This is a genomic window from Micromonospora sp. NPDC126480, from assembly GCF_040302465.1.
Taxonomy (GTDB): domain Bacteria; phylum Actinomycetota; class Actinomycetes; order Mycobacteriales; family Micromonosporaceae; genus Micromonospora.
Genome location: NZ_JBEORU010000018.1, coordinates 100,686 through 124,066, shown reverse-complemented (window position 1 = coordinate 124,066; position 23,381 = coordinate 100,686). Strand labels below are relative to the sequence as shown.

At 74.2% G+C, this 23,381-nt stretch carries 27 protein-coding genes; 18 read left to right on the top strand and 9 right to left on the bottom strand.

Annotated features, from left to right (window positions below):
- From ABTW87_RS30245 to ABTW87_RS18425, 11 genes are all read left to right on the top strand, one after another.
- The coding region (locus ABTW87_RS30245) for a DUF397 domain-containing protein (protein WP_502891607.1) at nt 1-210 on the top strand (210 nt) is incomplete at its 5' end.
- Nucleotides 211-315: 105 nt separating this feature from the next.
- Nucleotides 316-447 carry a hypothetical protein gene (locus tag ABTW87_RS18470; RefSeq protein ID WP_350652036.1) on the top strand — a complete coding sequence of 44 codons (132 nt, stop codon included), beginning with the start codon at nt 316-318 and terminating at the stop codon, nt 445-447.
- On the top strand, nt 447-641 hold the full coding sequence (locus ABTW87_RS18465; RefSeq protein WP_350652035.1) for a DUF6767 domain-containing protein: 195 nt from the start codon (nt 447-449) through the stop codon (nt 639-641). The genes ABTW87_RS18470 and ABTW87_RS18465 overlap by 1 nt, the downstream gene beginning before the upstream one ends.
- 50 nt (nt 642-691) lie before the next feature.
- Nucleotides 692-1,096, top strand: coding sequence for a helix-turn-helix domain-containing protein (locus ABTW87_RS18460; RefSeq protein ID WP_350652034.1), 405 nt, complete (start codon nt 692-694; stop codon nt 1,094-1,096).
- Nucleotides 1,097-1,131: 35 nt separating this feature from the next.
- Nucleotides 1,132-1,551, top strand: a complete 420-nt coding sequence (locus ABTW87_RS18455; protein ID WP_350652033.1) for a VOC family protein — start codon at nt 1,132-1,134, stop codon at nt 1,549-1,551.
- Nucleotides 1,552-1,565: 14 nt separating this feature from the next.
- The gene (locus ABTW87_RS18450; RefSeq protein ID WP_350652032.1) at nt 1,566-2,234 is read left to right on the top strand and encodes a DUF998 domain-containing protein; all 669 of its coding nucleotides are present in this window, start codon (nt 1,566-1,568) and stop codon (nt 2,232-2,234) included.
- 65 nt (nt 2,235-2,299) lie between these two features.
- On the top strand, nt 2,300-2,905 hold the full coding sequence (locus ABTW87_RS18445) for a histidine phosphatase family protein (protein ID WP_350652031.1): 606 nt from the start codon (nt 2,300-2,302) through the stop codon (nt 2,903-2,905).
- 30 nt (nt 2,906-2,935) lie between these two features.
- A complete protein-coding gene (locus tag ABTW87_RS18440; protein WP_350652030.1) occupies nt 2,936-3,349 on the top strand; it encodes an ASCH domain-containing protein in 414 nt (137 codons plus the stop codon).
- A 100-nt stretch (nt 3,350-3,449) separates the two neighbouring features.
- Nucleotides 3,450-4,214, top strand: a complete 765-nt coding sequence (locus tag ABTW87_RS18435; protein ID WP_350652029.1) for an enoyl-CoA hydratase/isomerase family protein — start codon at nt 3,450-3,452, stop codon at nt 4,212-4,214.
- Between the two features lie 128 nt (nt 4,215-4,342).
- A complete protein-coding gene (locus ABTW87_RS18430; RefSeq protein ID WP_350652028.1) occupies nt 4,343-5,998 on the top strand; it encodes a serine/threonine-protein kinase in 1,656 nt (551 codons plus the stop codon).
- A 71-nt stretch (nt 5,999-6,069) separates the two neighbouring features.
- On the top strand, nt 6,070-6,645 hold the full coding sequence (locus ABTW87_RS18425) for a hypothetical protein (protein ID WP_350652027.1): 576 nt from the start codon (nt 6,070-6,072) through the stop codon (nt 6,643-6,645).
- A gap of 85 nt (nt 6,646-6,730) precedes the next feature.
- Here the strand turns inward: ABTW87_RS18425 and ABTW87_RS18420 are convergent, their stop codons facing one another.
- The 3 genes from ABTW87_RS18420 to ABTW87_RS18410 all read right to left on the bottom strand — a co-directional run bounded on the left by ABTW87_RS18420 (nt 6,731) and on the right by ABTW87_RS18410 (nt 9,527).
- Nucleotides 6,731-7,174, bottom strand: a complete 444-nt coding sequence (locus ABTW87_RS18420; RefSeq protein WP_350652026.1) for an HNH endonuclease — start codon at nt 7,172-7,174, stop codon at nt 6,731-6,733.
- A 271-nt stretch (nt 7,175-7,445) separates the two neighbouring features.
- Nucleotides 7,446-8,972, bottom strand: a complete 1,527-nt coding sequence (locus tag ABTW87_RS18415; protein WP_350652025.1) for an FAD-dependent oxidoreductase — start codon at nt 8,970-8,972, stop codon at nt 7,446-7,448.
- A 72-nt stretch (nt 8,973-9,044) separates the two neighbouring features.
- Nucleotides 9,045-9,527, bottom strand: a complete 483-nt coding sequence (locus ABTW87_RS18410) for an MSMEG_6728 family protein (protein WP_350652024.1) — start codon at nt 9,525-9,527, stop codon at nt 9,045-9,047.
- 77 nt (nt 9,528-9,604) lie between these two features.
- On the opposite strand from ABTW87_RS18410, the gene ABTW87_RS18405 reads away from it, so the two are divergent.
- Complete coding sequence (locus ABTW87_RS18405) at nt 9,605-11,401, top strand: potassium channel protein (protein WP_350652023.1); 1,797 nt, start codon at nt 9,605-9,607, stop codon at nt 11,399-11,401.
- Nucleotides 11,402-11,420: 19 nt separating this feature from the next.
- On the opposite strand, the gene ABTW87_RS18400 is transcribed toward ABTW87_RS18405, so the two are convergent.
- Both ABTW87_RS18400 and ABTW87_RS18395 read right to left on the bottom strand, forming a co-directional pair.
- Nucleotides 11,421-12,644, bottom strand: coding sequence for an APC family permease (locus ABTW87_RS18400; protein WP_350652022.1), 1,224 nt, complete (start codon nt 12,642-12,644; stop codon nt 11,421-11,423).
- Nucleotides 12,645-12,655: 11 nt separating this feature from the next.
- Nucleotides 12,656-13,393, bottom strand: a complete 738-nt coding sequence (locus ABTW87_RS18395) for a phosphatase PAP2 family protein (RefSeq protein ID WP_350652046.1) — start codon at nt 13,391-13,393, stop codon at nt 12,656-12,658.
- Nucleotides 13,394-13,535: 142 nt separating this feature from the next.
- Here ABTW87_RS18395 and ABTW87_RS18390 point away from each other — a divergent pair, with 142 nt between their 5' ends.
- Nucleotides 13,536-14,747, top strand: a complete 1,212-nt coding sequence (locus tag ABTW87_RS18390; protein ID WP_350652021.1) for a DUF4032 domain-containing protein — start codon at nt 13,536-13,538, stop codon at nt 14,745-14,747.
- A gap of 345 nt (nt 14,748-15,092) precedes the next feature.
- Here the strand turns inward: ABTW87_RS18390 and nagA are convergent, their stop codons facing one another.
- The 3 genes from nagA to ABTW87_RS18375 are packed head-to-tail and all read right to left on the bottom strand — an operon-like array spanning nt 15,093 to nt 18,054.
- On the bottom strand, nt 15,093-16,202 hold the full coding sequence (nagA, locus tag ABTW87_RS18385) for an N-acetylglucosamine-6-phosphate deacetylase (RefSeq protein ID WP_350652020.1): 1,110 nt from the start codon (nt 16,200-16,202) through the stop codon (nt 15,093-15,095).
- Complete coding sequence (locus ABTW87_RS18380) at nt 16,199-17,128, bottom strand: ROK family protein (RefSeq protein WP_350652019.1); 930 nt, start codon at nt 17,126-17,128, stop codon at nt 16,199-16,201. Before ABTW87_RS18380 ends, nagA begins: the two co-directional genes overlap by 4 nt.
- Complete coding sequence (locus ABTW87_RS18375; RefSeq protein WP_350652018.1) at nt 17,125-18,054, bottom strand: SIS domain-containing protein; 930 nt, start codon at nt 18,052-18,054, stop codon at nt 17,125-17,127. Before ABTW87_RS18375 ends, ABTW87_RS18380 begins: the two co-directional genes overlap by 4 nt.
- A 191-nt stretch (nt 18,055-18,245) precedes the next feature.
- Here ABTW87_RS18375 and ABTW87_RS18370 point away from each other — a divergent pair, with 191 nt between their 5' ends.
- The 4 genes from ABTW87_RS18370 to ABTW87_RS18355 all read left to right on the top strand — a co-directional run bounded on the left by ABTW87_RS18370 (nt 18,246) and on the right by ABTW87_RS18355 (nt 21,756).
- The gene (locus ABTW87_RS18370) at nt 18,246-19,031 is read left to right on the top strand and encodes a DeoR/GlpR family DNA-binding transcription regulator (RefSeq protein WP_350652017.1); all 786 of its coding nucleotides are present in this window, start codon (nt 18,246-18,248) and stop codon (nt 19,029-19,031) included.
- Between the two features lie 179 nt (nt 19,032-19,210).
- On the top strand, nt 19,211-20,161 hold the full coding sequence (locus tag ABTW87_RS18365; RefSeq protein WP_350652045.1) for an ATP-binding cassette domain-containing protein: 951 nt from the start codon (nt 19,211-19,213) through the stop codon (nt 20,159-20,161).
- Nucleotides 20,158-21,174 carry an ABC transporter permease subunit gene (locus tag ABTW87_RS18360; protein ID WP_350652016.1) on the top strand — a complete coding sequence of 339 codons (1,017 nt, stop codon included), beginning with the start codon at nt 20,158-20,160 and terminating at the stop codon, nt 21,172-21,174. Before ABTW87_RS18365 ends, ABTW87_RS18360 begins: the two co-directional genes overlap by 4 nt.
- Nucleotides 21,175-21,345: 171 nt before the next feature.
- Nucleotides 21,346-21,756 (top strand): DUF3263 domain-containing protein, encoded by a 411-nt coding sequence (locus tag ABTW87_RS18355; RefSeq protein WP_350652015.1) that lies wholly within the window; start codon nt 21,346-21,348, stop codon nt 21,754-21,756.
- Between the two features lie 46 nt (nt 21,757-21,802).
- Here the strand turns inward: ABTW87_RS18355 and ABTW87_RS18350 are convergent, their stop codons facing one another.
- Nucleotides 21,803-22,018 (bottom strand): hypothetical protein, encoded by a 216-nt coding sequence (locus ABTW87_RS18350; RefSeq protein ID WP_350652014.1) that lies wholly within the window; start codon nt 22,016-22,018, stop codon nt 21,803-21,805.
- A 208-nt stretch (nt 22,019-22,226) separates the two neighbouring features.
- On the opposite strand from ABTW87_RS18350, the gene ABTW87_RS18345 reads away from it, so the two are divergent.
- Nucleotides 22,227-23,294, top strand: a complete 1,068-nt coding sequence (locus ABTW87_RS18345; protein WP_502891606.1) for a hypothetical protein — start codon at nt 22,227-22,229, stop codon at nt 23,292-23,294.
- The last annotated feature ends 87 nt before the right edge of the window (nt 23,295-23,381 follow it).

Below are 23,381 nucleotides of genomic sequence, written 5' to 3'. Positions count from 1 at the left end.
CGGCCACCAAGACCAACGACTAGCAAAGATCAACCAGCAGAGGGGGTTCGTTTTCAGCCGTCGTCAAGGGGTCCGTTTTCGGCCGTCGTTGACACCGGCGATCCCGCAGTCGTTCTCGTCCGCAACACCAAGGACCGTGACGGGGGCACCCTCTCCTTCACCCCGGCCGCGTGGCCCGCCTTCGTCGCGGAGATCGCCGACCGGGCCTGATCGCGCCCTTCGCCTCCACCCGCCCGGGACGTTCGGCCCTGCGGGTCGAGCCCTCGCCTCACCAGCATGGAGGGAGAGGCCTCCGGCCGGGATGGGGAGTGGGTCATGAGCGAGCAGCGGTACGCCGGACGGGTCGCGATCGTGACCGGAGCCGGGTCGGGTATCGGCCAGGCGGTCGCCAATCAGCTCAACGTCAACGGGGCGGTGGTCGCCTCGGACGGAGGTTGGACCTCCTGATGCGGCCCACCACCCGCCGCCGGCCGGACGCGCGGTGCCCGCTGCGGCCCGGTGAGCCGTGCACCCTGTGCCAGCTCGACGTCACCGGGCCGCAGGACTGCCCCCTGGTGTACCTCGTCATGACCGACGACGACCTGCGCGAGGGCGTCCACACGACCGGCCGGGCGGGCACCGGCGAGCGGGTACGCCGCTGACCACGGCCGCGCGGTCGAGGACCGCCGGGTCCGCGACCTATCGTGGTGCGGTGAGCAGGGCCGTCGAGGAGAGCAACCGGGCGATGCTGCGCGCCCGGGACGCGATGGACCGGGCGTACGCGGAGCCGCTCGACATCCCCGCCCTCGCGAAGATCGCGCACGTCTCCGAGGCGCACTTCATCCGCACCTTCCGTGCCACCTTCGGGGAGACCCCGCACCGTTACCTCCAGCGCCGGCGGGTGGAGCGGGCGATGTCCCTGCTGCTGCACACCGGCCGGGACGTGACGGACATCTGCTACGCGGTCGGGTTCGGCAGCCTCGGGACGTTCAGCCGTACCTTCCGGCAGATCGTCGGCGAGTCGCCCACCGAGTTCCGGCACCGGCGCAGCGCGCCGGCCGCGCCCGTGCCGGTCTGCTTCGCGAAGGCCTGGACCCGACCCAGCAGTTTTGGATAAGCACCAGGTCAGGGCGGGGCACTAGCGTTCCGGGCATGACGATGAACGCGATCAGCCGCTCCCAGATCTACGTGCTCGACCAGGACGAGGCGCTCGACTTCTACGTCGGCAAGCTCGGCCTGGAGGTCAACACGGACCAGGACCTCGGCTTCATGCGCTGGCTGACGGTCAACCTGCCCGGCGATCCGGAGCGGGAGATCCTGCTGGAGAAGCCGGGCCCGCCCAACCTCGACCCGGCCACCGCCGAGCAGGTCCGCGAGCTGCTCACCAAGGGCGCCGCCGGCGGCTTCCTCTTCATGACCACCGACGACGCCCACAAGACGTACGAGGAGCTCGTCGCCAAGGGCGTCGAGATCACCGACGCACCTGAGGAGCGCCCGTACGGGATCGACTTCGGCATCCGCGACCCGTTCGGCAACAGGATCCGTATCGGCCAGATGTTCCCGCGCGGCTGAGGGAGGCCGGACCGATGGACGAGGCGATCAGCGCCGCCCGGCCGGTGGACCGGGCCGGCTGGGGGCGGGCACTGCTGACCGGCGGCGTACTGGCCGGGCCGATGTGGGTGACCGTGGCACTGGCGCAGGGTCTCACCCGGGACGGGTTCGACTTCCGGCGGCACCCGGTCAGCGTTCTGAGCAACGGCGACCTGGGCTGGGTGCAGATCGCCAACTTCATCGCCGCCGGCCTGCTCTGCGTCGGTGCCGCGGTGGCCCTGCGCCGGGTCCGTCACCCCGGGCTCGGTGCGCGTACCGGCCCCTGGCTGATCGGTCAGTACGGCGCCGGGTTGGTGCTGTCCGGCGTCTTCGTCGCCGATCCGCTGGACGGTTTCCCCGCCGGTACGCCGGCCGGGCCGGGGGAGGTGAGCTGGCACGGCCTGGCGCACTTCGGGGCCGGGGCCGTCGCGTTCACCGCTCTCATCGCGGCCTGTCTGGTCGCCGGGCGGCGGTTCGGACGCCGGGGCGAGCGGGGCTGGGCGGCGTACGGCGTCGGAACCGGCCTGTTCTTCGCGGCGGCCTGGCTGGCGCTGATCGGCTCGGGCGGTCATCCGGCCGCGATGATCGGGTTCGCGCTGGCGGTGGTCGCCGGCTGGACGTGGGTGTCGCTCACCCTGAGCCGGGCGCTACGCGGCGCCGCTTGACGTGGACGGCATGATCGGAAGGCGCGGTCGGGGAGCCGCGCCCGCCGATCTGTGCACGGGGAGCCATGGCGAGCCGACTGCTGTTCCTGGCCCGGCACGGGGAGCCGGACCAGCTCACCGACGAGGCCGGCCTCTCCGCGCGGGGCCGCCGGCAGGCGGCGCTGCTCGGCGAGCGACTGCGGGGTGCGGGCCTGGACGCCGTCCAGCACGGTCCGCTGCCCCGGGCCGCGCAGACCGCCGAGGTGGTCGGCGCGGTGCTGCCCACGGTGCCGGTGCACGTCACCGACCTCGCCGGCGACCACCTGCCGCACGACACCGACCCGGCCGGCCTGCCGCCCGCGTACGCCCGGTTCCTGGACGGCTTCACCACGGCCGAGCGGTTCGACGGGCCGCGGGTGACGGCGGCGGCCGTGCGGCGCTTCGCCGGGCCGCCCACCGACGGGGACGTCCGGGAACTGGTGGTCACCCACGCGTTCCTGATCGCCTGGCTGGTCCGGGACGCACTGGACGCGCCGGCGCAGCGCTGGCTCGGGCTGAACCCGCAGCACTGCGGGCTGACCGTGCTCCGCTACACCGACGGCCTGCCGCCCCGGCTGGTCGCCTTCAACGATGTCGCGCACCTGCCGTTCGAGCTGCGGGGGACCGGCCTGCCGCCGGAATACCGGGTGTGACAGGTGGCCGCACCGGCTAGCCTCGCCGGCATGTCTGACCTGCCGAGGGCCGAGTTCGCCTTTCCCGGGCCGCTGCGGGACCAACTGGTCGCCGCGATCCTGGCCGGTGAGAAGACCAGCACCACCGGGTTGGTCGTCGAGTACGAGCATGAGGGCGAGCCACTCCCGGTGGCCGGCAGCCGGTCGATGGTCGTGGACTCGGACAACCGGCCGGTGGCGGTGATCGAGCTGACCGAGGTGCGGGTGGTGCGCCTCGGCGACATCGACCTGGCGCACGCCCGGGACGAGGGCGAGGGCTTCGAGACGGTCGCCGACTGGCGGGCCGGCCACGAGAGGTTCTGGCACGGTGCCGAGTTCCGCGACCACCTCGGTGACCCCGGCTTCACCGTCGACGACGACACGCTGGCGGTGACCGAACGGTTCCGGGTGGTCGAACGGCTCTGAGGTCCACCAGTGATGCGCGCCACCCGGCGCGTCCCGGGCGCGGGCAGCGCCGATATCGTCGCCGCACCGATGGCCGGTGACCCGGAGGGAGAGTGGCGGCATGGCGGACGCGGAACTCCTCGTCGAGGTGGCTGGCCCGGTGGCGACCGTGGTGATCCACAACCCCGCCCGGCGCAACGCGATGACCGCGGTCATGTGGCGGCAGCTGCCGGCGCTGCTCGACCGCCTCGACGCCGATCCGGCGGTACGTACCCTCGTGCTGACCGGGGCCGACGGCACCTTCTGCGCCGGTGCGGACCTCGGCGACCTGGACGAGCTGCTGGACGCCGGTGACGCCAGCATCGCCGTCGAGGCCGAGGAGCGGCTCGCCGCCTTCGCCAAGCCGACGGTCGCCGCGATCCGGGGCGCCTGCGTCGGCGGCGGATGCCAGCTCGCCGTCGCCTGCGACCTGCGGATCGCGGCGGACGACTCGCGTTTCGGCGTACCCCCGGCGCGGCTCGGCCTGGTTTACCCGGCACCGACGACGCGCCGGCTGGCCCGGTTGGTCGGGCCGTCCGCCGCGAAGCACCTGCTGTTCACGTCCGAGCTGGTGGACGCCGAACGGGCGCTGCGGATCGGCCTCGTGGACGAGGTGCTGCCCGCCGACGCGCTCGTGACCCGGGTCGGCGAGATCACCGCGGCGGTGGCGGCGCGGTCGCAGCTCACCGTCACCGCCGCCAAGGAGATCATCGACGGGCGCGCGGACGGCGACCGGATCGCCTGGTGGCACGGGCAGGTCCGGGCCAGCGGTGAGGCCCGCGAGGGCGTGACCGCGGCCAACGAGCGCCGCCCTCCCCGCTTCACCTGGACCCCACCCGCCGGCTGAGCGGTCTCCGGGTCGCGCCCCGACCGGGTAGCCGCGTCGCCGGACCGGGGCGCCACCCGACCTGCATCGACGCGAGTCGACGGATTCCGGTCGCGACCGGCGCCGTCCACTCTGGCAGGCTGTTCGGCGTGCAGCGTGATCAGTTGTTCGCGGGCCGCTACCGACTGGCCAGCCGGCTGGGCCGGGGCGGGATGTCGATCGTCTGGCAGGCCCACGACGAAGTACTGGAACGGGACGTGGCGGTGAAGGTCCTCACCGCGACCGACCCCGGTGCCCGGTGGCGGATCCGGGCGGAGGCGAAGGCGGCGGCGCGGTCGACGCATCCCAACCTCACAAGCGTGTACGACTTCGGGGAGTCCTCCGTCGACGGGGAGCCGCTCCCCTTCGTCGTCATGGAACTGCTCACCGGCACCACGCTCGCCCGGCGTCTCGCCGCCGGGCCGCTCCCGACCGGCGAGGCCCTGCGTGTCTGCGCCGACGTCGCCGCCGGTCTCGCCGCGGCGCACGCACGGAACCTCGTGCACCGCGACGTGAAGCCGGCGAACGTCATGCTCACGCCGGCCGGGGCGAAACTCCTGGACTTCGGCATCGCCGCCGGCGTCGGCGCGCCCGAGATCGACGCGGAGGGCCGGATCCTCGGCACCCCGGCTTACGCCGCACCGGAACGGGTGACCGGCGGGACGGTGTCACCCGCCATCGACGTGTACGCGCTGGGCCTGCTCCTGTACGACGCGCTCGTCGGCCGGCCCCCGGCGCACCCCGACAGCCGACCGGGCAGCGAGGCGGACGGCGGGCCGGAGCCGCTGCCCGACCTCGACGGTGTGCCGGCCGAGGTCGATCGGCTCTACCGCCGATGCCTGGCGACGGACCCCGCGGACCGGCCCACCGCGGCAGAGGCGGCCCGGATCCTGGCCGCCGCGCTGGCCCCGGCGTCCGGGGTGGGAACAGCCGGGCCCTCCGAGCGTCCGGCATCCGCGGTGGAGGTGGACCGGTCGACCTACCGCCCACCGTCCGGGGAGGGAACGGCCGGGCCGCCCGAGCGGTCCGACCCGCCGGCCGCTCCGGTGCGGGAGCCGCTGCCCCCAGCGCCGGAGCGCCCGACGTCGGCACCGGCCCGTCGGGCCGGGTACGGCACCCGGCTGCTCGTGGCCGTGGCCGCGGCGACGATCGGGGCGGTCGCGGTCGCCAACACCCTGGGCAACCCGCCTGCCCCACGGGCCGATCCGACCGGCGAGCCGGAGGCCGGCCACCGCAGCGCCGAGAGGTCAAGCGTGGCGCTGCCCGTACCGGCTGAACCGTCACGACCGTCCGTCGCGCTCACCACCGCGGCCGCACCCACCGCGCCCGCCGCCTCCGCCACCAGCACGCCGGCCGGTACGCCCTCGACGCCCTCGACGCCGACCGTCGCGCCGACGTGGACCCCGTCGACCGGGACGGGCTCGTCGACCGAGGTCGCCGCGCGAGGCGGCACCGTCGCGGTCCGTTGTGACGGGAAGCTGGCCGAGGTGACCGACGTCGTCCCGGCCGCCGGCTTCCGGCTGGGACCGTCCGAGCCCGGCCCGGCCCGCCGGGTACGGGTCGAACTCGTCGCCCCCGACCGGAGCAGCGTGATCACCGTCCGGTGCGCCAACGGCCGACCGGTCGCCACCGTCCAGGAGGACCCGGCGGCGGCCGGCCGGGTGCGAGCCGAGGGCCGTCCGGCGGTCGACCGGGGGCGAGCCGAGGGCCGTCCGGCGCTCGACCGGGTGCGAGCCGAGGAGCGCCGGGCGGCCGGCCGGGTGTGACCGGCCGCGCGGCGACCGTTTCCCGGCACACCCGCCGGGGTAACAGCCGTCCAGGTTGGACGGGGGGAACGATGGTCGACACCGGAACATGGGTTCCGCAGGCCCGCCGCGGCCGGCGCCGCTTCCTGCTGCTGATTCTTGCCGTCGTCGTGGTCACCGGGGTCGCCGGGTTCGCGCTCGCGGCGTCCGGCGTGCTCGACGGCGTCTCCCACGTCATCCGCGGCGAACCACCTGCCTGGGCGGAGATCGTCGGCCTGGTCATCTGCGTCCTCGGGCTGGCCGCCGCCATCGCGGCCTTCTGGTACCTGGTCCGTAGTGGGATCTACCGACGCAACGCCCGGTCCCGGCTCTGGGCGGAGAGCTGGTCGCGCCGCCGCCGGTTGGTCCGGCAGGTCCGGGGCACCGCGCCGTACCAGCCGGAGGAGCTGCCGCTGCTGCAGCGCACCGCCCGGCAGCTGATCGACCAGCCGAAGCTGCTGCTTCCGCTGGCCGCGCTCGGCGTGCTGCAGACCGGGCAGGCGTTCCTGCAGTGGTCGCCGTACTTCGCGGCGGTGGCCGGATTCCTCCTGGTGGGCCTGATGGTGGCCGGCCTGGCGGCACGGCGGGATGTACGCCGGGCGCGGGCCTTCCTCGCCGAACACGAGTGACCCGCCGCGCGGTGGGGCCGGCGGGGTGCGGCCACGGTGCGATGTGTGCACCGGTGCGGCCCCCCGTACCCCGCCGGCCGGTCCGTCACCGTCCCGCGAGCGACCCCCAGCTCGGCGTCACCGGCTCGCGCCGCAGCGGCATGCCCGCCTCGGCCGGCGTCCGGTCGCCCTTACGCTGGTTGCACTCGTAGCAGGCGGCGGTCGTGTTCCGCCACGTGTTCCGGCCGCCGCGCGAGCGGGGCAGGATGTGGTCGATGGTGCTGGCCGGGCCGCCGCAGTACGCGCAGCACCGGCCGTCGCGGCGCAGCACCCCGGCTCGCGACCAGGCCGGGCCGGCGCTGAACCGCCAGCGGGTCACCACGTACCGGACGAGCCGTACGACCCGGGGCATCGGAAAGACGCCGATCACCCGGTCCGGCTCGGCCTCGTGGATCTCGGCGACCCGCCGGCAGAGCATCCGGATCGCGTGCTGGACGGTGACCCGGTGCAGCGGGCCGAGGTCGGCGTTGACGACGAGGACGGCGTTCACCGGAATCTCCCTCCCTCACTGACGGTCCCCCCGGACGACGAAAGCCGCCCGGTCCTGGTGCGGTGGACGGGCGGCTCGACGTGGGTACGCGTCAGTCGGGCCGGTAGCCGCCACCGGCGCGGCAACCGTCGCCGGGCAGCACCGACGGCACACGGCTGGCGCGTGACATCGACATGAACAGCTCCCGCGGCGGTGGTTGACCTTGCGCGATCACCGTAGGGCGGCCGGTGCACACGGGCAACGCATTTCGATCTCCGCCGCGCGTGGTCGATCAGGTCCGCCGCGCCAGCAGGCCGCGCGGGCGTACCGAACGGACCGGCTCGGCCGCACCGCCCGCCGCCTGCAGGATGTGGTTGGCCGCCAGGATGCCGGTCGCGGCGGACCGTTCCATCAGGGCGCTGGGGAAGTCGGTGCGGACACCGTCCCCGGCCAGGTAGAGCCCGTCCGCGCCGGTGCGTACCCCGGGCCGCCACGCGTGGCTGCCGGGCGTGAACGCCGGCGCCCGCGCCTCCACGCGGGCGCGCAACTGCCGGACCCGCAGCCTCGCCGCCTCCGGCCACAGCACGCCCAGCTCGGCGCGCATCCGCTCCGCCAGCTCCGCGGCGGGCACGCCCGGTTCGCAGGCGTACGCGTGCAGCTCCACCACCGAGCCGCCGGTGCGCTCCGCCCAACGGCGGGATTCGTTCTCCAGCCGGTGGTAGAGCGTCACCGAGTCCAGGGTCGGCTGCCGGGACACCCCGCTGAACACCGCCCGCCCCGCGTCCACGTCCCCGTCGCACCAGTAGCGCGCCACTGCGTACGGCGGACCGGGCCGGCCGAAGTCGGGAGCCCGCGCCACCAGCTCGGGAGCGACCTCGGCGAGCGCGGGGGAGGCCGCGACCAGCGCGGCGAGCGCCGGCGGGTCGACAGCGAGCACGACGTGCCGCGCGTCGTACGCCCGGCCGGTGGTCTCCACCCGCCACCCGGCGGCGTCCCGGTGCAGGGCGGTGGCGGCGGTGCCGGTGACCACCCGGCCGCCGTGCTTCTCGACGTGCCGGGCCAGCGGTCGCCAGATCGCCGTCGCGTAGTCCTCGACCGGGGCGTCGAACGCCAGCCCCTCCGGGTTGCCGAGCAGGTAGAAGTGGAACTGGGCGATCATCTCGGCGGCGGACATCTCCGCCTCGTGGTTGAAGAACGAGTGGGAGAAGACCTCGAAGAGCATCGCCCGGGCCCGGTCGGGCAGCCGCAGCGACGTGAGCAGTTCGTCGGCGGTGGTGTCGTCGAACTCGGCGTACGTGCGGACCGGATCGTAGGTGAGCAGCGGCAGCGCGGCGTCCCGGTCCATCGTGCGCAGGTCGGCGAGGCGGAGGCTGGGGCTGCGCAGCAGGAGGGTGAGCAGGTTCGCCGGGGGAGCGGGCGGTAGCCGGCCGAACTCCTCCGTCGGCCACCGCTCGCTGAGGATCGGGTAGCCGGCGACCGGGGTCAGGAAGCCCAGCGCCGGGTCGGCGCGCCGGAGGATGTTGCGCCAGTTGTAGTACTGCCGGAAGAAGGCGTGGAAGCCGTGCTCGTTCATCAGCGTGCCGTCCGGCAGCGGCTCCGGCCAGGCGCCGAGCCGGCCGCCGAGGGTGTCGGCGGCTTCCAGCACGGTGACCGCCACGCCCCGCTCGGCGAGCACCACCGCGGCCGACATGCCGGCGATCCCGCCGCCGACCACCACGGCCGCGACCGGTTGCGGTACGCGGGGGGCGCCGTCACCGCCGGGGTCCACGACGTGCTCGCGTACGCCGATGAGCCGGCCGACCACTTGCGACAGCGTCATCCTGACAGTCTGCCCGAAGTGTTAAGAAGGGGCCCTTCCTCTACCGGAGGCGTTAATAAGGGGCCCTTCCTTTCACTCGGGGCAGCGGCGGTCGCGGTCGGAGGCGGGCCAGACGTACTCCAGGTTGTCCGGCTCGTCGTCGCCGAACAGCGGGCGGTAGTGCGCCGGGTCCTTGCGCAGCAGCGACGACCGGTGGCTGCGGTGCAGGTCGTCGCGGCCGAGCCAGGGCGGCAGCTCGCCCGCTCCGGCCAGCTCGGCCTGGGTGCGGACGCGGGTGACGCCGCAGGCGGCGGCGAGGTCGGTGGTCAGCGTGGCGGCGCAGGTGTCCGCCCGGCCGGGCTCGCACCAGACCGCGCACATGTCCAGCCCGTACCGGGTCAACGCCTCCTCGTACCCCGCCCACATCTTCACCGCCGGGTGGTTGCGCCACCCGTACGTCGGCCAGGTGAGGCCCCGCAGCACCTGGATGGCCTCCACACGCTGCTTGCCCAGCCGCCTCTGGTCCAGGACCCGGGCACTGGCCAGAAAGTCCGGGTACGGGAGGAAAGTTTGCATGCTGGTGCTCTACCCGCCCTCCTGTCCGACATTCGTCATGATCGCAGGGCTGCGCGGGCCGCTACCGGCTGACTACCATGCGGCACATGGCGGAGCCCCTGCTCGATCGCGCGCGGCGGGCCAGCCGTCGGTTCCGGGCCAACGGCGACGCGCGGGCGCACTACGTGATCTGTGGTCACGACGCCCTCGCGTACTGGGTGGTCAAGGCCCTGCTCGCCACGGAGCTGCCGACCGCCCGGATGCGGATCACGCTTGTCGTGCCCGAGCGGCGGCGGACGGACAGCCCGGACGGCCGGGACATCGAGGGCGTGGAGGTCATCCGGGCCGACCGGCTGGACGAGGTGACGTTCCGCCGAGCCGGCCTGGTCGGGGCCGACGGGCTGGCACTGCTGCACCAGGACGACGTCGGCAACATGCACGCCGCGCTGTGCGCGCAGGAGGTGGAGCCCGGGCTGCGGCTGGTGGTGCGCATGTTCAACACCGGTCTGGCCAACGGCGTACGGCAGATCTTCCCCGACTCGGCGGTGCTCTCCGACGCCTCGATGGCGGCCCCGGCGTTCGTGGCCGCCGCGCTCGGCGAGATCGCGCCGACCCATTTCCGGCACGGTGGGCGCACCCTCTACGTGGCCCGCCGCGACGACGTACGCGGCCAGGCCGTGGTGTGCGGGGTGGCGGACACCGGCGACCCGCAGGAGGTCCGGGTGCTGCCGGCCGACGAGCGCGCCGCCGACGTGGTGCTGGCCGAGGCGACCGGGGCCCCGCCGGGCACCGAGGTGGCGGCGCGCCGGCTGCGGCGGGCCCGGCGCCGGCGCCGCCCCGTCATGATGCTGGTGCGGGCGGTCCGCAGCTTCGCCACCCGCAAGATCGGCATCGCCGTGCTGGTGCTGCTGGCGGTGATCGTGCTCCTCGGCGGCCTGTACGCGGGCACCGCGCACGTCGGGTGGGGTGAGGCGCTCTACCTGACCCTGGTCACCACGCTCAGCGGGCAGGACCCGGACGGCACCAAGCCGGTCGGCGAACAGGTCCTCCAGGTCGTGCTCAACCTCGCCGGGCTGGCGCTCATCCCGCTGATCACCGCCGTGGTGGTCGACGGGATCGTCAACGCCCGGTTGGCGCTGCACTCCGGGAAGATCCTCCCCGAACGTTCGGGTCACGTCGTGGTGGTCGGCCTCGGCAACATCGGCATGCGGGTGATGGCCCAGCTCAACGACTTCGGCGTCGAGGTGGTCGCCATCGACAAGAACCCGGAGGCGCGGGGCGCCGGGCTGGCCCGGCGGCTCGGCGTACCGCTTGTGGTGGGGGACGCGGCGACCGAGGAGACCCTGCGTGCGGCCTCGGTCGGCACGTGCCAGGCCCTGGTTGTGGTCTCCACCGACGACGGGGCCAACCTGCGGGCCGCGTTGACCGCCCGCGCTCTCAACGACGAGGTGCAGGTGGTGCTGCGCCTCTTCGACGGGCACTTCGCCGAGCGCATCCAACGCGCCTTCGGCATCGGCGTGTCGCGCAGCGTGTCGTACCTGGCCGCGCCGTCGTTCGCCGCCGCGCTGCTGGACCGCGCCGTGATCGCCACCATCTCGGTGGGCCGGCACGCCCTGCTGGTCACCGACGTGTCGGTCGCCGCCGGGTCGGCGCTGGACGGCCGGCCGCTGGCCGCGGTGGGCCGGGTGGGGAGCATTCGCCTGCTCGCGCACGCCCGCTCCGGGCAGCGGTACGACTGGGACCCGGACCGGCGCCTGGTGATCGTCGCCGGGGACCGGCTGACCGTGGTGGCCCGGCGCGCCGGGCTGAACGCCCTGCTCCGCGAGGCCGGCCCGCCGGAGCCGCCACCGCCGGCCCCGGCCGGCACGCCGATTCCCCGCGAGGCGGAGGAGTAGCGGCAAGAAAGATTCCGGTTCAGCGGCGCAGGGCGTGCCAGAGGGCACCGACGGCGAGCACGCCGGAGCCGGCGAGCACGCTCGACAGTGGCAGGTTGACCGCGAGCAGCAGGGACCCGGCCAGTCCGGCCACGGCGAGCGCCTGCACCGGGAGCCGTCGCCCGGGCTCCCGGCCGAGCGTCAGCGCCGCCGCGTTGGTGATCGCGTAGTACACCAGCACGGTGACGCTGGAGAAGCCGATCGCGTCCCGCACGTCGCCGAGCAGCACCACGATGATCACGATGGCGGCCACCGCCAGCTCGGCCCGGTGCGGTACCCGGTGGACCGGGTGCACGGCGTCCAGCGCACCGGGCAGATCCCGGCGGCGGGCCATCGCGAGGGCCGTCCGGCCGACCCCGGCGAGCAGGGAGAGCAGCACCCCGGTGACCGCCACGGCGGCGCCGGCCCGGACCACCCAGGCCAGGCCGGGCAGGCCGGCGGCGGCCACCACGTCGGCCAACGGCGCGGCCGACCCGGCGAGCCGGACCGGCCCGAGCACGCCGAGGGCGACGACGGCGAGCACCAGGTAGATGAGCAGCACCAGGCCGAGCGCGAGCGGCACCGCACGGGGAATGGTCCGTTCCGGCTCGCGTACCTCCTCGCCGAGCGTGGCCACCCGCGCGTACCCGGCGAACGCGAAGAAGAGCAGGCCCGCCGCGGTGAGCACGCCCCGTGCGGAGCCGCCGGGCTCGCCGAGCCGGCCGGCCGACACGCCGGTCGCGCCGGCTACCGCGACCAGGGCCAGCACCGCGAGCACGACCAGCACCAGGATCCGGGTGGCGGTCGCGGTCTTCGTGACGCCGCGCAGGTTGACGGCGGTCACCGCCACGACCGCGGCGACGGCCACGAGCCGCGCCTGCTCCGGCCAGAGGTACGCCCCGACGGTCAGCGCCATCGCCGCGCAGCTCGCCGTCTTGCCGACCACGAATCCCCAGCCGGCCAGGAATCCGGCGAACGGGCCCAGCCGTTCCCGGCCGTAGACGTAGGTGCCGCCGGACTCGGGGTACCGGGCGGCGAGCCGGGCCGAACTGGTCGCGTTGCAGTACGCGATGAACCCGGCCAGCGCGAGCGCCGCCAGCAGCCCGACGCCGCCGGCCTCCGCCGCGGCCGGGGCGAACACCACGAAGACACCCGCGCCGAGCATCGAACCGAGGCCGATGACCACCGCGTCGCGTACGCCGAGCCGGCGGGCCAGTTGCTCCACGATCGCCGACTCTAGGGGTACGAGGTGAACGGCCGGTCCCAGCGGGCGAGCGCCGCCGGCAGCGGCACCCCGTCCCAGGGCGCGCGGTGCAGCAGCCGGTCCAGCAGGAGGCCGAGCAGCAGCCCGGCGATCGAGTCGGTCAGCCAGTGCCAGCCCAGGTACGTCGTCGTGCAGAGCACCACCAGGGGCGGGACGATCCGGACCACGGTGACCAGCCGGGGCGGCATCGCCCGCCCGTAGGTGCGCAGCAGCGGGGCGAGCAGCAGGGCGATCACGCCGTACCAGACGATCGCGTTGGCGACGTGCCCGGACGGGTAGGACTGCGCGAACCGCAGCGGCAGCTCGTCCTGGAAGAGCGGCAGCGTCCGCTCCGGCGGCAGGAACGGCTCCCGGGTGGCGGCGCTGGGCGCGGGCCGGGCCGTCCACACCTTCAGCGGGCCGATCGTCAGGTAGGTGAGCGCGAACCCGAACACCGGTGGCAGCAGCGGGCGGACCGACCGGAGTCGAATCGCCAGCAGCACGCCCAGCCCGGCGGCGATCAGCGTCAGCGGAGTGCCCTGGCCGAGATAGTTGAGGATTCGTGCGACCCAGTACGCGACCGTCGGGCGGTGCGCGTCCGACCAGTCGGCGACCGCCCGGTCCAGGCCGAAGAGGTGCTCCGTGGCGAGGGCGACGGTAAGCGCCACGAGGGCGGCGAGCAGCAGGGCGTCGAACCACCAACCGGCCGGGCGGACCGGCCGGAGGCGCAACGTTCGCCGTACCGTCGTGGTCTCCCGCACGCCGGTCACGCTACCGGCCCGTCGTGGTGGCCGGCCGGCACGGTCCGGGGCGGCTGTGTGCCCAGCCACGTGGGGAGGCGCTCCGGCGGGGGTAGGGGTCAGACTTGACCCCGTGCGGATCACCTCGGCCCTCGTCGACCCGGCGCTGCTCGACCTCCCCTGGTCGACCCCACTGGCGGAGTGGCCCGCGCAGCACCTGGTGGCGCTGCCGCAGGGCATCTCCCGGCACATCGTCCGGTTCGTCCGCCTCGGTGACTACGTGTACGCCGTCAAGGAGACCGGCGAGCGCGTCGCCGAGCGGGAGTACGACCTGCTGCGCGCCCTGGAGCGGATCGACTTCCCGGCCGTCGAGGCGGTGGCCATCGTCGCCGACCGGCAGACCGACGATGGTGAGCCGCTGGATCCGGTGCTGATCACCCGGCACCTCCAGTTCTCGTTGCCGTACCGGGCGCTCTTCTCGCGCACGCTACGGCCCGAGACGATGACCCGGTTGCTGGACGCCCTGGCGCTGCTGCTGGTGCGGATGCACCTGACCGGCTTCTTCTGGGGTGACTGCTCGCTGTCGAACACGCTGTTCCGGCGGGACGCGGGTGCGTTCGCGGCGTACCTGGTGGACGCCGAGACCGGCGCGCTGCGCAACTCGCTGTCCAACGGGCAGCGCGGCGAGGACCTGGAGATCGCCCGGGTGAACATCTTCGGCGAGGCGCTGGACCTCCAGGCCGCCGGGCTGCTGCACGAGTCGATCGACCCCGAGGTGGTGTGCGAGGAGGTCGTGCGGCGCTACCAGCGACTGTGGCACGAGATCACCTACGAGCAGCAGGTCGAGCGGGACGCCCGGCACGACATCGAGGGCCGCATCCGGCGCCTCAACGAGCTGGGCTTCGACGTCGCCGAGATCGCCGTGTCGACGATCGACGACGGCCGGTATCTGCTGCGGCCGAAGGTGGTCGACGCCGGCTACCACACCCGGCGGCTGATCCGCCTCACCGGATTGGACGCCGAGGAGAACCAGGCCCGCCGGCTGCTCAACGACCTGGACGCGTACCGGGCCGAGAGCGACCTGACCGACGAGCAGCAGGCGGCGCACCGCTGGCTGACGGAGGTGTTCGAGCCGGTGGTCCGCGCCGTGCCCGCGCACCTACGCCGGAAGCTGGAGCCGCAGGAGATCTTCGCGCAGATCATCGAGCACAAGTGGCTGCTCTCGGAGCAGGCCGGGCGGGACGTGGGCATGGCGCCGGCGGTGCAGTCGTACCTCGCCGACGTGCTGGCGCACCGCCCCGACGAGCAGGCCGTGCTCGGCGTGGCGATCCCGAGCCCGCGCTGACCCGTCCCGCGTGGGGCGGAGGGCACTCTGTGGTTGACCGCCTTTGGAGCTGATGTCGTGGGTGGATCGGCGACGTGGCCGCGGGAGGCCCACCTTGGCGGGCCAGCTCGGCGGGTCACTTCGGCGGGCCATCGTCGGCGGGCCACCTCGGCGGGGGAGGCGGGACGACCCGCTGGGCCGGCTGCGCGTGGGCCGGCTGGCTCCGCAGCGCTGACGACGTGAACGAGTCAAATCCAAAGGCGATCGTTGGTTCCCGTCCACGTCGAAAGGCTGATACTTCGGCTGGCCGCGATCGGCGGGTCCGCCCAGCGACGGTCAGTCCAGTGGCGGTCAGTCCAGCGGCGGTCAGTCCAGCCAGGAGCCGGCGCGCATCACGCGGACCACGTTCAGGTCGTCGTCGAGGACGACCAGGTCGGCGCGGAGCCCGACGTGGAGCGCACCCACCTTGTCGCCGAGGCCGATCGCCCGGGCGGGCGTGGTGGCGACCATCCGGGCCGCGTCCGGCACCGGGATGCCGGCGGCGACCGCGTGCCGCAGCGCGGCGTCCATGGTCAGCGTGCTGCCGGCGATCGCGCCGTCGCGGGCCAGCCGGGCGACGCCGTCGGCCACGACGACCGCCTGGCCGCCCAGCTCGTACTCGCCGTCCGGCATGCCGGCCGCGGCCATCGCGTCGGTGACCAGCGCGGCCCGGTCGGGACCGGCCGTGGTCGCCGCGAACGCGAGCATCCCGTCGTGCAGGTGCACACCGTCGGCGACCAGCTCGCAGACCACGTTCGGCGCGTCCAGCAGCGCGACCACCGGCCCGGGCTCGCGGTGGTGCACCGGCCGCATGCCGTTGAACAGGTGCGTGCCGACGCTCGCTCCCGCCGCGACGGCCGCCCGGGTCTGGTCGTACGTGGCGTCCGTGTGGCCGACCGCCGCCACCACCCCGTGACCGGCGAGCAGCTTCACCGCCGCCACCGCGCCGTCCCGCTCCGGGGCCAGGGTCACCATCCGGACCGCTCCGCCGCCCAGCCCGATCAGCTCGGTCAGCTCCTCGGTGGACGGGTCACGCAGGTACTCCGGGTTCTGCGCGCCGCAGCGGGCCGCCGACAGGTACGGACCCTCGAAGTGGATCCCGGCCAGCACGCCCTCCGCGACCAGCGGTCGGTACGCGCTGGTGGCGGCGCGCATCAACTCGAACGGCGAACTCACCAGGCTGGCCAGCAGCGTGGTGGTGCCGTGCCGCAGGTGGAACGCGGCGGCGGCCCGAGCCGCCTCGGCGTCCCCGGTGGTGAAGGTGTGCCCGCCGCCGCCATGGGTGTGCATGTCCACGAAGCCGGGGAGGATCCAGTGACCGTCCCGCACCGAGGGGTACTCCGCGACCGCAGTGATCCGCTCGCCGCTGATCTCCACGCAGCCCTGACGGATCACCCCGGTCGGGGTCACCACCTTGCCGGTCACCCGTACGGTCATCGCTTCTCCAGACTGTCGAGGGCGAGCAGGGCGGCGCCGAGGCAGCCGGCCTCGTCGCCGAGGGCCGCCGCCACCAGGCGCGGCTCGCGGTGGAACGTCATGCGCTCGTGCAGCGCGGCGCGTACCGGGTCGAGCAGTTGGGCGCCGGCCTGGGCCAGCCCGCCGCCCAGCACGATCGTCTCCACGTCGTACAGGGCCTGACCGGTGGCGAGGCCGTCGGCGAGCGCCTCGACCGCCTCCGTCCAGACCCGCCCGGCCGCCGGCTCACCGGCGGCGGCCCGCGTGGCCACCTCGGCCGCGCTCACCACGGCCGTGCCGGCGGTGACCTCCGCGTAGCGCCGGGCCACCGCCGACGCCGACGCGAGCGCCTCAAGGCAGCCGGGCCGGCCGCAGCCGCAGCGCGGGCCCCCGGGGCGTACCTGGATGTGACCGATCTCCCCGGCGGCGCCGTGGGCGCCGACGGCGGCCGTGCCGTCGACCACGTGCGCGGCGGCGATGCCGGTGCCGATGGCGACGAAGAGGACGTGCCGGGCGTCCCGGCCGGCACCGAGCCGGGCCTCGGCCAGGCCGCCGACGCGCACGTCGTGGCCGAGCGCCGCCGGCAGCCCGAGCCGCGCCTCGGCCAGGGCCCGCAGGGGTACGTCGCGGAAGCCGACGTTCGCCGACCAGACCGCCACGCCCCGCGCCTCGTCGACGACGCCCGGGACGGCGACGCCGAGGGCGACCGGGGTCAGCCCGTCCAGGCGGGCCTTGCCGGCCAGGGCGTCGGCCACGTCCAGGATGGTCTCCACGACCGCGGCGGGTCCCCGCGCGGCGTCGGTGGGGTGGCGCTCGGCGTGCGCGACCGTGCCGTCGCGGTGGACCAGGGCGCACTTCATCCCGGTGCCGCCGACGTCGAGCGCGACGACGACGTGACCCGCGCTCACGCGAGGACCACGGACCGGCTGAGGTGCCGCGGCGCGTCCGGGTCGAGACCCCGGCTGGTGGCCAGCGTGACGGCGAAGCGCTGCGCCAGGATGAGGTCGGCCATCGGGTCCAGCGGTGTGCGGCCGGCCGCCCAGTTTCCGATCACGCTGCGGCACCCGTGCGTGCGGCTGTGCGCGAACGCGGCACCGGTGGCGGCCACGTCCTCGGCGAGCCCGTCGGGCAGGTCGCCGAAGGCCCAGACCAGCCGGCCCGGCGCGGCGACCGAGATCGGGCCGTGCCGGTAGTCCATGGCCGGGTACGCCTCGGCCCAGAAGGTGGCCGCCTCCCGGCACTTCAACGCGGCCTCGTGGGCCAGGCCGACCGTCCAGCCCCGCCCGAGGAAGGTGACCTGCTCGACGCGGGTCGGGTCGATCGGCAGTGGCGCGCGCACCGCCACCTCGGCGTCGGCGGAGAGCGCGGCGACGTTGTCGCCCAGGTGCGCCCGGAGCAGGGCCAGCGCGGTGGTCGCGAACCGGGTCTGCACCACCGCGCGCTCGTCGGCGAAGGGCAGGGGGACCGCCGCGTCGGCCAGGTCGACGGTCGGCGAGGTCGGGTCGCCGACCAGCACGGTGGTGGGCAGCGTTCCGCGTACCGCGGCGAGCAGGTCGGTCACCTCGGTCGTGGTGCCGGAGCGGGTGATCGCGACCAGCCGGTCGTACCGGCGGCCGGTGGGGAACTCGCTGGCCTGGAAGGCGTCGGTCTCGCCCTGGCCGGTGTGCTCGCGGCGGGCCGCGTACGCCATCGCCATGAACCACGACGTGCCGCAGCCGACAACGGCGACCCGCTCGCCGCGGCGGGGCAGGTCATCGGTCCTCGTGGCGGCCAGTTGCGCCGCCTCCCGCCAGCAGTCGGGCTGGCTCGCGATCTCCGCGTCGACGTACGACATGAGAACTCTCCAGAGAGCGGTGCGCAATACGGCTCGTTAGACCCGTCTTTCGCGCGTCATTCTGCGCGAGCCCCGGTCGCCGTGGCAACCGCGACCGCGATCGAGCAGACCGGGGTTTTGCCTCCTCATAGTTTCGCGCACTAGTGTGCACGCAATCAATCACCGACCGCGCAGTAACTGGAGGACCTGGGGTGGACCGGTACGCCAGATGGAACTCCCTGCTCGAGATGCTCACCGAAAGTGGCCGGGTCACCGTCGAGGAGGCCGCCGAGCGCCTGGACGTCTCGCAGGCCACCATTCGCCGTGACTTCGACCAGCTCGCCCAGCAGCAGATGATCACGCGTACGCGGGGCGGCGCGGTCGCCAACGGTGTCTCGTACGACCTCCCGCTGCGGTACAAGACCGCCAAGCACTCGGCCGAGAAGCAGCGCATCGGCGCGGCGGCCGCGGCCCTGGTGTCGCCGGGCACGGTGGTCGGCCTCAACGGCGGGACCACAAGCACCGAGGTGGCCCGGGCGCTTGCGGTCCGGCCGGACTTGAACACCAGCGCCGAGGGCGCACAGCTCACCGTGGTCACCAACGCCCTCAACATCGCCAATGAACTGCTGGTCCGGTCGCGGATGAAGGTGGTGGTGGCCGGCGGCGTCGTGCGGCCGAAGTCGTTCGAGCTGGTCGGCCCGTTGGGTGGTGCCCTGCTGCGCGAGGTCACCCTGGACGTCGCCCTGCTCGGCGTGGACGCGATCGACCCGCAGCTCGGTGCCGCCGCCCATCACGAGGGCGAGGCGGCGATGAACAGCCTCATGGTGGCGCGTGCCAAGCGGGTCGTGGTGATCGCGGACTCGTCCAAGCTGGGCGGTCACGCCTTCGCCCGGATCTGCCCGGTGGACCGGGTGGAGACCCTGGTCACCGACTCAGGCGCGGCGCCCGAGGTGGTCGAGGCCTTCCGCGCCGCCGGCGTCCACGTCATCTGCGCCTGAGGCGTAAGGAAGGGCCCCCTATTAACGCCTGGTGCACTAAAAGGGCCCCTTCCTAACACCTCGTGAGCGTGTCGTATGCATACCGGGTATTGCGACTCGATGCATACCGCGTATGGTGTCCCCGACACGCCCATCATCGGGGGAGGTGCAGCTTGGCAGCTGTCCTTGAGATCGAAGGTCTGCGAAAGACCTACAAGAGTCGACGACGCGGCACCCGCAACGCGCTCGACGGCTTCGACATGCGGGTCGAGGCGGGCCAGGTGCACGGCTTCCTCGGCCCGAACGGGTCGGGCAAGACGACGACCCTCCGTACGCTGCTCGGCCTCATCCGGCCCGACGGCGGGCGGATGACCCTGCTCGGCCACGAGGTGCCGGCCGCCCTGCCGGTGGTCGCCGGCCAGGTCGGCGCGATCGTGGAGAGCCCTCAGTTCTTCCCGCACTTCAGCGCCCGGGACACGCTGTCCCTGCTCGCCGGCGCGGGTGACGTGCCCGGCCGGCGCGTCGACGAGGTGCTGGAGCTGGTCGGGCTGCGCGACCGGGCCGGCGAGCGGGTGAAGACCTACTCGCTCGGCATGAAGCAGCGGTTGGCCGTGGCGTCCGCCCTGCTGAAGAACCCGCAGCTGCTCATTCTGGACGAGCCGGCGAACGGCCTGGACCCAGGTGGCATCCGCGAGATGCGCACGCTCATGCGCGACCTGGCCGGTGCCGGCATGACCGTGGTGCTGTCCAGCCACATCCTCGGCGAGATCCAGCTGATCTGCGACTCGGTCACCATCATCTCGCTGGGCCGGCGGGTCGCGTTCGGTCCGGTCGATCAGGTGCTGGCGGCCCACTCGTCCGGCGCCGTCCGGGTACGCCTGGAGGCGGTCACGGACCTGTCGGCGGCCGCCGAGGCGCTGACCCGGGCCGGGATCCGGGTCACCAGCGAGACCGACCACCTGATGCTCACCGGGGTCGACAAGCCCGCCACCGTGACCCGGCTCCTCGCCGAGCAGGGCCTCTACGTCAGCGAGCTCTCACCGGTCGCCGCCGACCTGGAGAGCGTCTTCCTCGAACTGACCGCCACCGCCCCGGTTCCCGGCCAGCACCGGCAGGTCGACCAGTCCACGAAGGTCGGTGAGGGCGCGTGAGTCTCTACCGTACGGAACTGCGCCGGCTGGCGAAGCGGCGCTTCACCCGCTGGATGACCCTGCTCGGGCTGCTGGTGCTGGCGACCGTGGTCGTCGGGACGTTCCTGTCGAACCAGAAGATCGACGACGCGGCGATGGCGAAGGCCGAGCGCGCCGCGGAGCAGCAGTGGCAGCGGGACGTGCGCAGCACCGAGCAGTTCCGGGCCGAGTGCGAGCGGGTGAAGGCGGCCGGCACGGCCGAGCCCGGCCAGTTCCCCGCGGACTGTTCGGAGATCACGCCCCCGCCGCGCGAGGCGGTCGAGGCGCAGTGGTTCCTGCCGTCAACGTTCGACTTCCGCGAGAACTTCGGCGTCACGCTGTTGACGCTGGCGGCGATCCTGGCGCTTGTCGGGTACGTCGTCGGCGCCTCCTTCGTCGGCGCCGAGTGGAGCACCGGCGGCATGATGAACCTGCTGCTGTGGCGGCCCAAGCGGCTCACCGTACTGCTGACGAAGCTGGCGGCGCTGCTCACCGGCGTACTCGCGCTGGCGGTGACCACGACGGCGCTCTGGTTCGGCAGCTTCTGGCTGATCGCCGTGCTGCGCGGCAGCACGGCGAGGATGACCTCGGGCGCGTGGCAGTCCTTCGCGCTGACCGGGCTGCGCGGGGTGGCGCTGGTCCTGGTCGGTGCCACTCTCGGTTTCGCGCTCGCGTCACTCGGCCGGCACACCGCGATGGCGCTGGGCGGGGCGATCGCCGTGATGGTGGTGGGCCAGTTCGCGGTCGCCGTGCTGCTCGACCTGGCCGGGGTGAAGTTCTTCCAGGCGTGGCTGCTGCCCACGTACATCGCGGCGTGGATGGAGAAGAAGGTCACCCTGGAGAACTGGGAGGCCTGCCAGGCCGTCTACTTCGGCGAGTGCAAGCCGGAGACGCTGGACATCACCTGGCAGCAGTCGTCCGTGCTGCTGGCTGTCTCGCTGGTGGTGATCCTCGGCGGGGCGCTGTGGGCGATGCGCCGGCGGGACGTCTCCTGACGGACGGTGGCGGGCCCGGGAAGCCCTGGGCCCGCCGCCACCCGCACCGCCACCACCCGCACCGCACCGCCGCCACCCGCGGCGGTCGCGCCGTGCGGCCGTCGGAGGCGGCAACTAGGCTGGTCCTCCCGGGCCGGCGCCGCCGGGCCGACCGCCCTCGCGAGGAGTTCCATGTCGCCCGACGCCGCCCCCACCGCCGCCGAGCCGTCCGGGGACGGCCCGGCCGGAGGCCGGACGTCGGGCGAGCCGCGCGGCCGGGGCCCCGTACCGCCGCCGCGGCCCGCGCCCCCGGTGGAGGCCGTCCCGGCGGACGGCGACGAGGCCGACGCCCCGGTGGCCGGAGCGCGTGCGGACGGGCTGACCGAACGCGAGTGGGCGATCCTCGAGTTCGAGCAGCAGTGGTGGCGGCATGCCGGGGCGAAGGAGCAGGCCATCCGGGACCGCTTCGGCCTTTCGACCACCCGGTACTACCAGCTGTTGAACACGCTTCTGGACAACCCCGTCGCGCTGGCCGCCGAGCCGGTGCTGGTCGGTCGGCTGCGCCGGCTGCGCTCCTCCCGAGCCCGCAACCGCCGCCGCTGACGGGCGGTGAACGCCGCCGTCGCGGTCCCCGTCCGGAGGAGCGCCGTCAGTGCTTCTCGTAGGTGCGCAGTCCGTTGCCGATGGCGAAGAACGTCGGAGCCCATTCGCCGATGAAGATCCCCCACCGGTCGGCTCGCGCCACCCCCGCCCTCTCCAGGCTCTTCGAGAGGAACCAACTGGTGAATGCCAGGCCGATGCTGGCGAAGCCCGCCAGATAGGCATGCTCCGCCCGAAGGCCGGCCTCGTGCAAGCGCTCCAACATCTGCGATCCCCCTGTCGCGGACGGGCGGCCGGTGCCGCCGGACGGCCGGAGGCCGACCGATGCTGACGCTACCTGCCATTCGGGTGCTGGGCCGTCGGGTTGGCCGGACGCCGTCCGCACCGGAATGCGGGCGAGCGGTGCGGGTACGCCGGATCGTCGCACCGGACGCCGGTCGGGCCGGAGAAACCGGGGCAGAGGGGAGCGGACCATGGTGGGGACGGATCCGACGGGTCGCGGTCCGGCTGGTCGGCGGGCGCGTCCCGCCACGCCGGCCCCGGCGCCGGCGACCGGCCCGCAGCCGCACGAGTGGGTGGTCGACGCCCCGTACGTCGCCGAGGACCTGCGTACCGGGGAGCGTCGGGTGCGCGACCCGGCCGCCGCAGGGGTGGGTGACCGGGCGCCGGAGGCGTTGGGGGAGCCGCGCCGGTCCGCGGTGGCGCGGACGATGCGGGTCCGTTCGGCGTCGGCCCCGTCGCCCGGCCGGCCCTACAACGAGGACGTGGTGTTCCGGTTCGGGCCGCTGGTCGGCGTCCTGGACGGCGCGACGGTGCCGGAGGGCTTCGACACCGGCTGCGTGCACGGGCCGACGTGGTACGTGCGGCACCTCGCGGCCCGGATCGTCGTGGCCGAGGCGGCCCGGCCGGCGGCGACGCTGATGAGCAACCTCGCGGCGGCGATCCTGGCCGTCCGCGCCGACCACGGCGACCAGTGCGACCTGGACCATCCGGGCACGCCGTCGAGCACGGTGTGCCTGCTGCGGGACGGTGGCGACCAGGTCGACTGGCTTGTGCTCTGCGACAGTCCGCTGGTGTTGGACGTCGGCGGCCGGGTGAGCGTGGTGACCGACGACCGCCTGGACGCCGCACTGGCCGACCTGCGGGTCGCCGCCGAAGGTCTCCCCGCCGGGGTCGACCGGGAGACCCGGTTCCGGCACGCGGTGACCCTGCAACGCGAGCGGATGAACCGGACGCACGGCTACTGGGTGGCGGCGTCGGACCCGGACGCCGCGTACCACGCGCTCGCCGGGACGGTGCCTCTCGGCGGGCCGGACGGGCTGCGCCGCGCGGCGTTGCTCAGCGACGGGGCGTCCGCGGCGGTGGAGCACTTCGGCCTGTTCGACTGGGCGGGGCTGCTGGACATGGTGACCGCCGAGGGCCCGGAGGCGCTTGTCGACCGCGTACGCGCCGCCGAGCGGGATCTCGCCGACCGCCTCCGGCGGCACAAGCCGGCCGACGACGCCTCGGTGGTCCTCTGCGAATTTGGCGACGGAGCGTGAGGAGGAACACGATGGGGGCCGACCGGCCGATACCTGCGTCCAGACCGCCAGTCGGCACCGAACGGGGTGGACTCAGGCCGGTGGGCC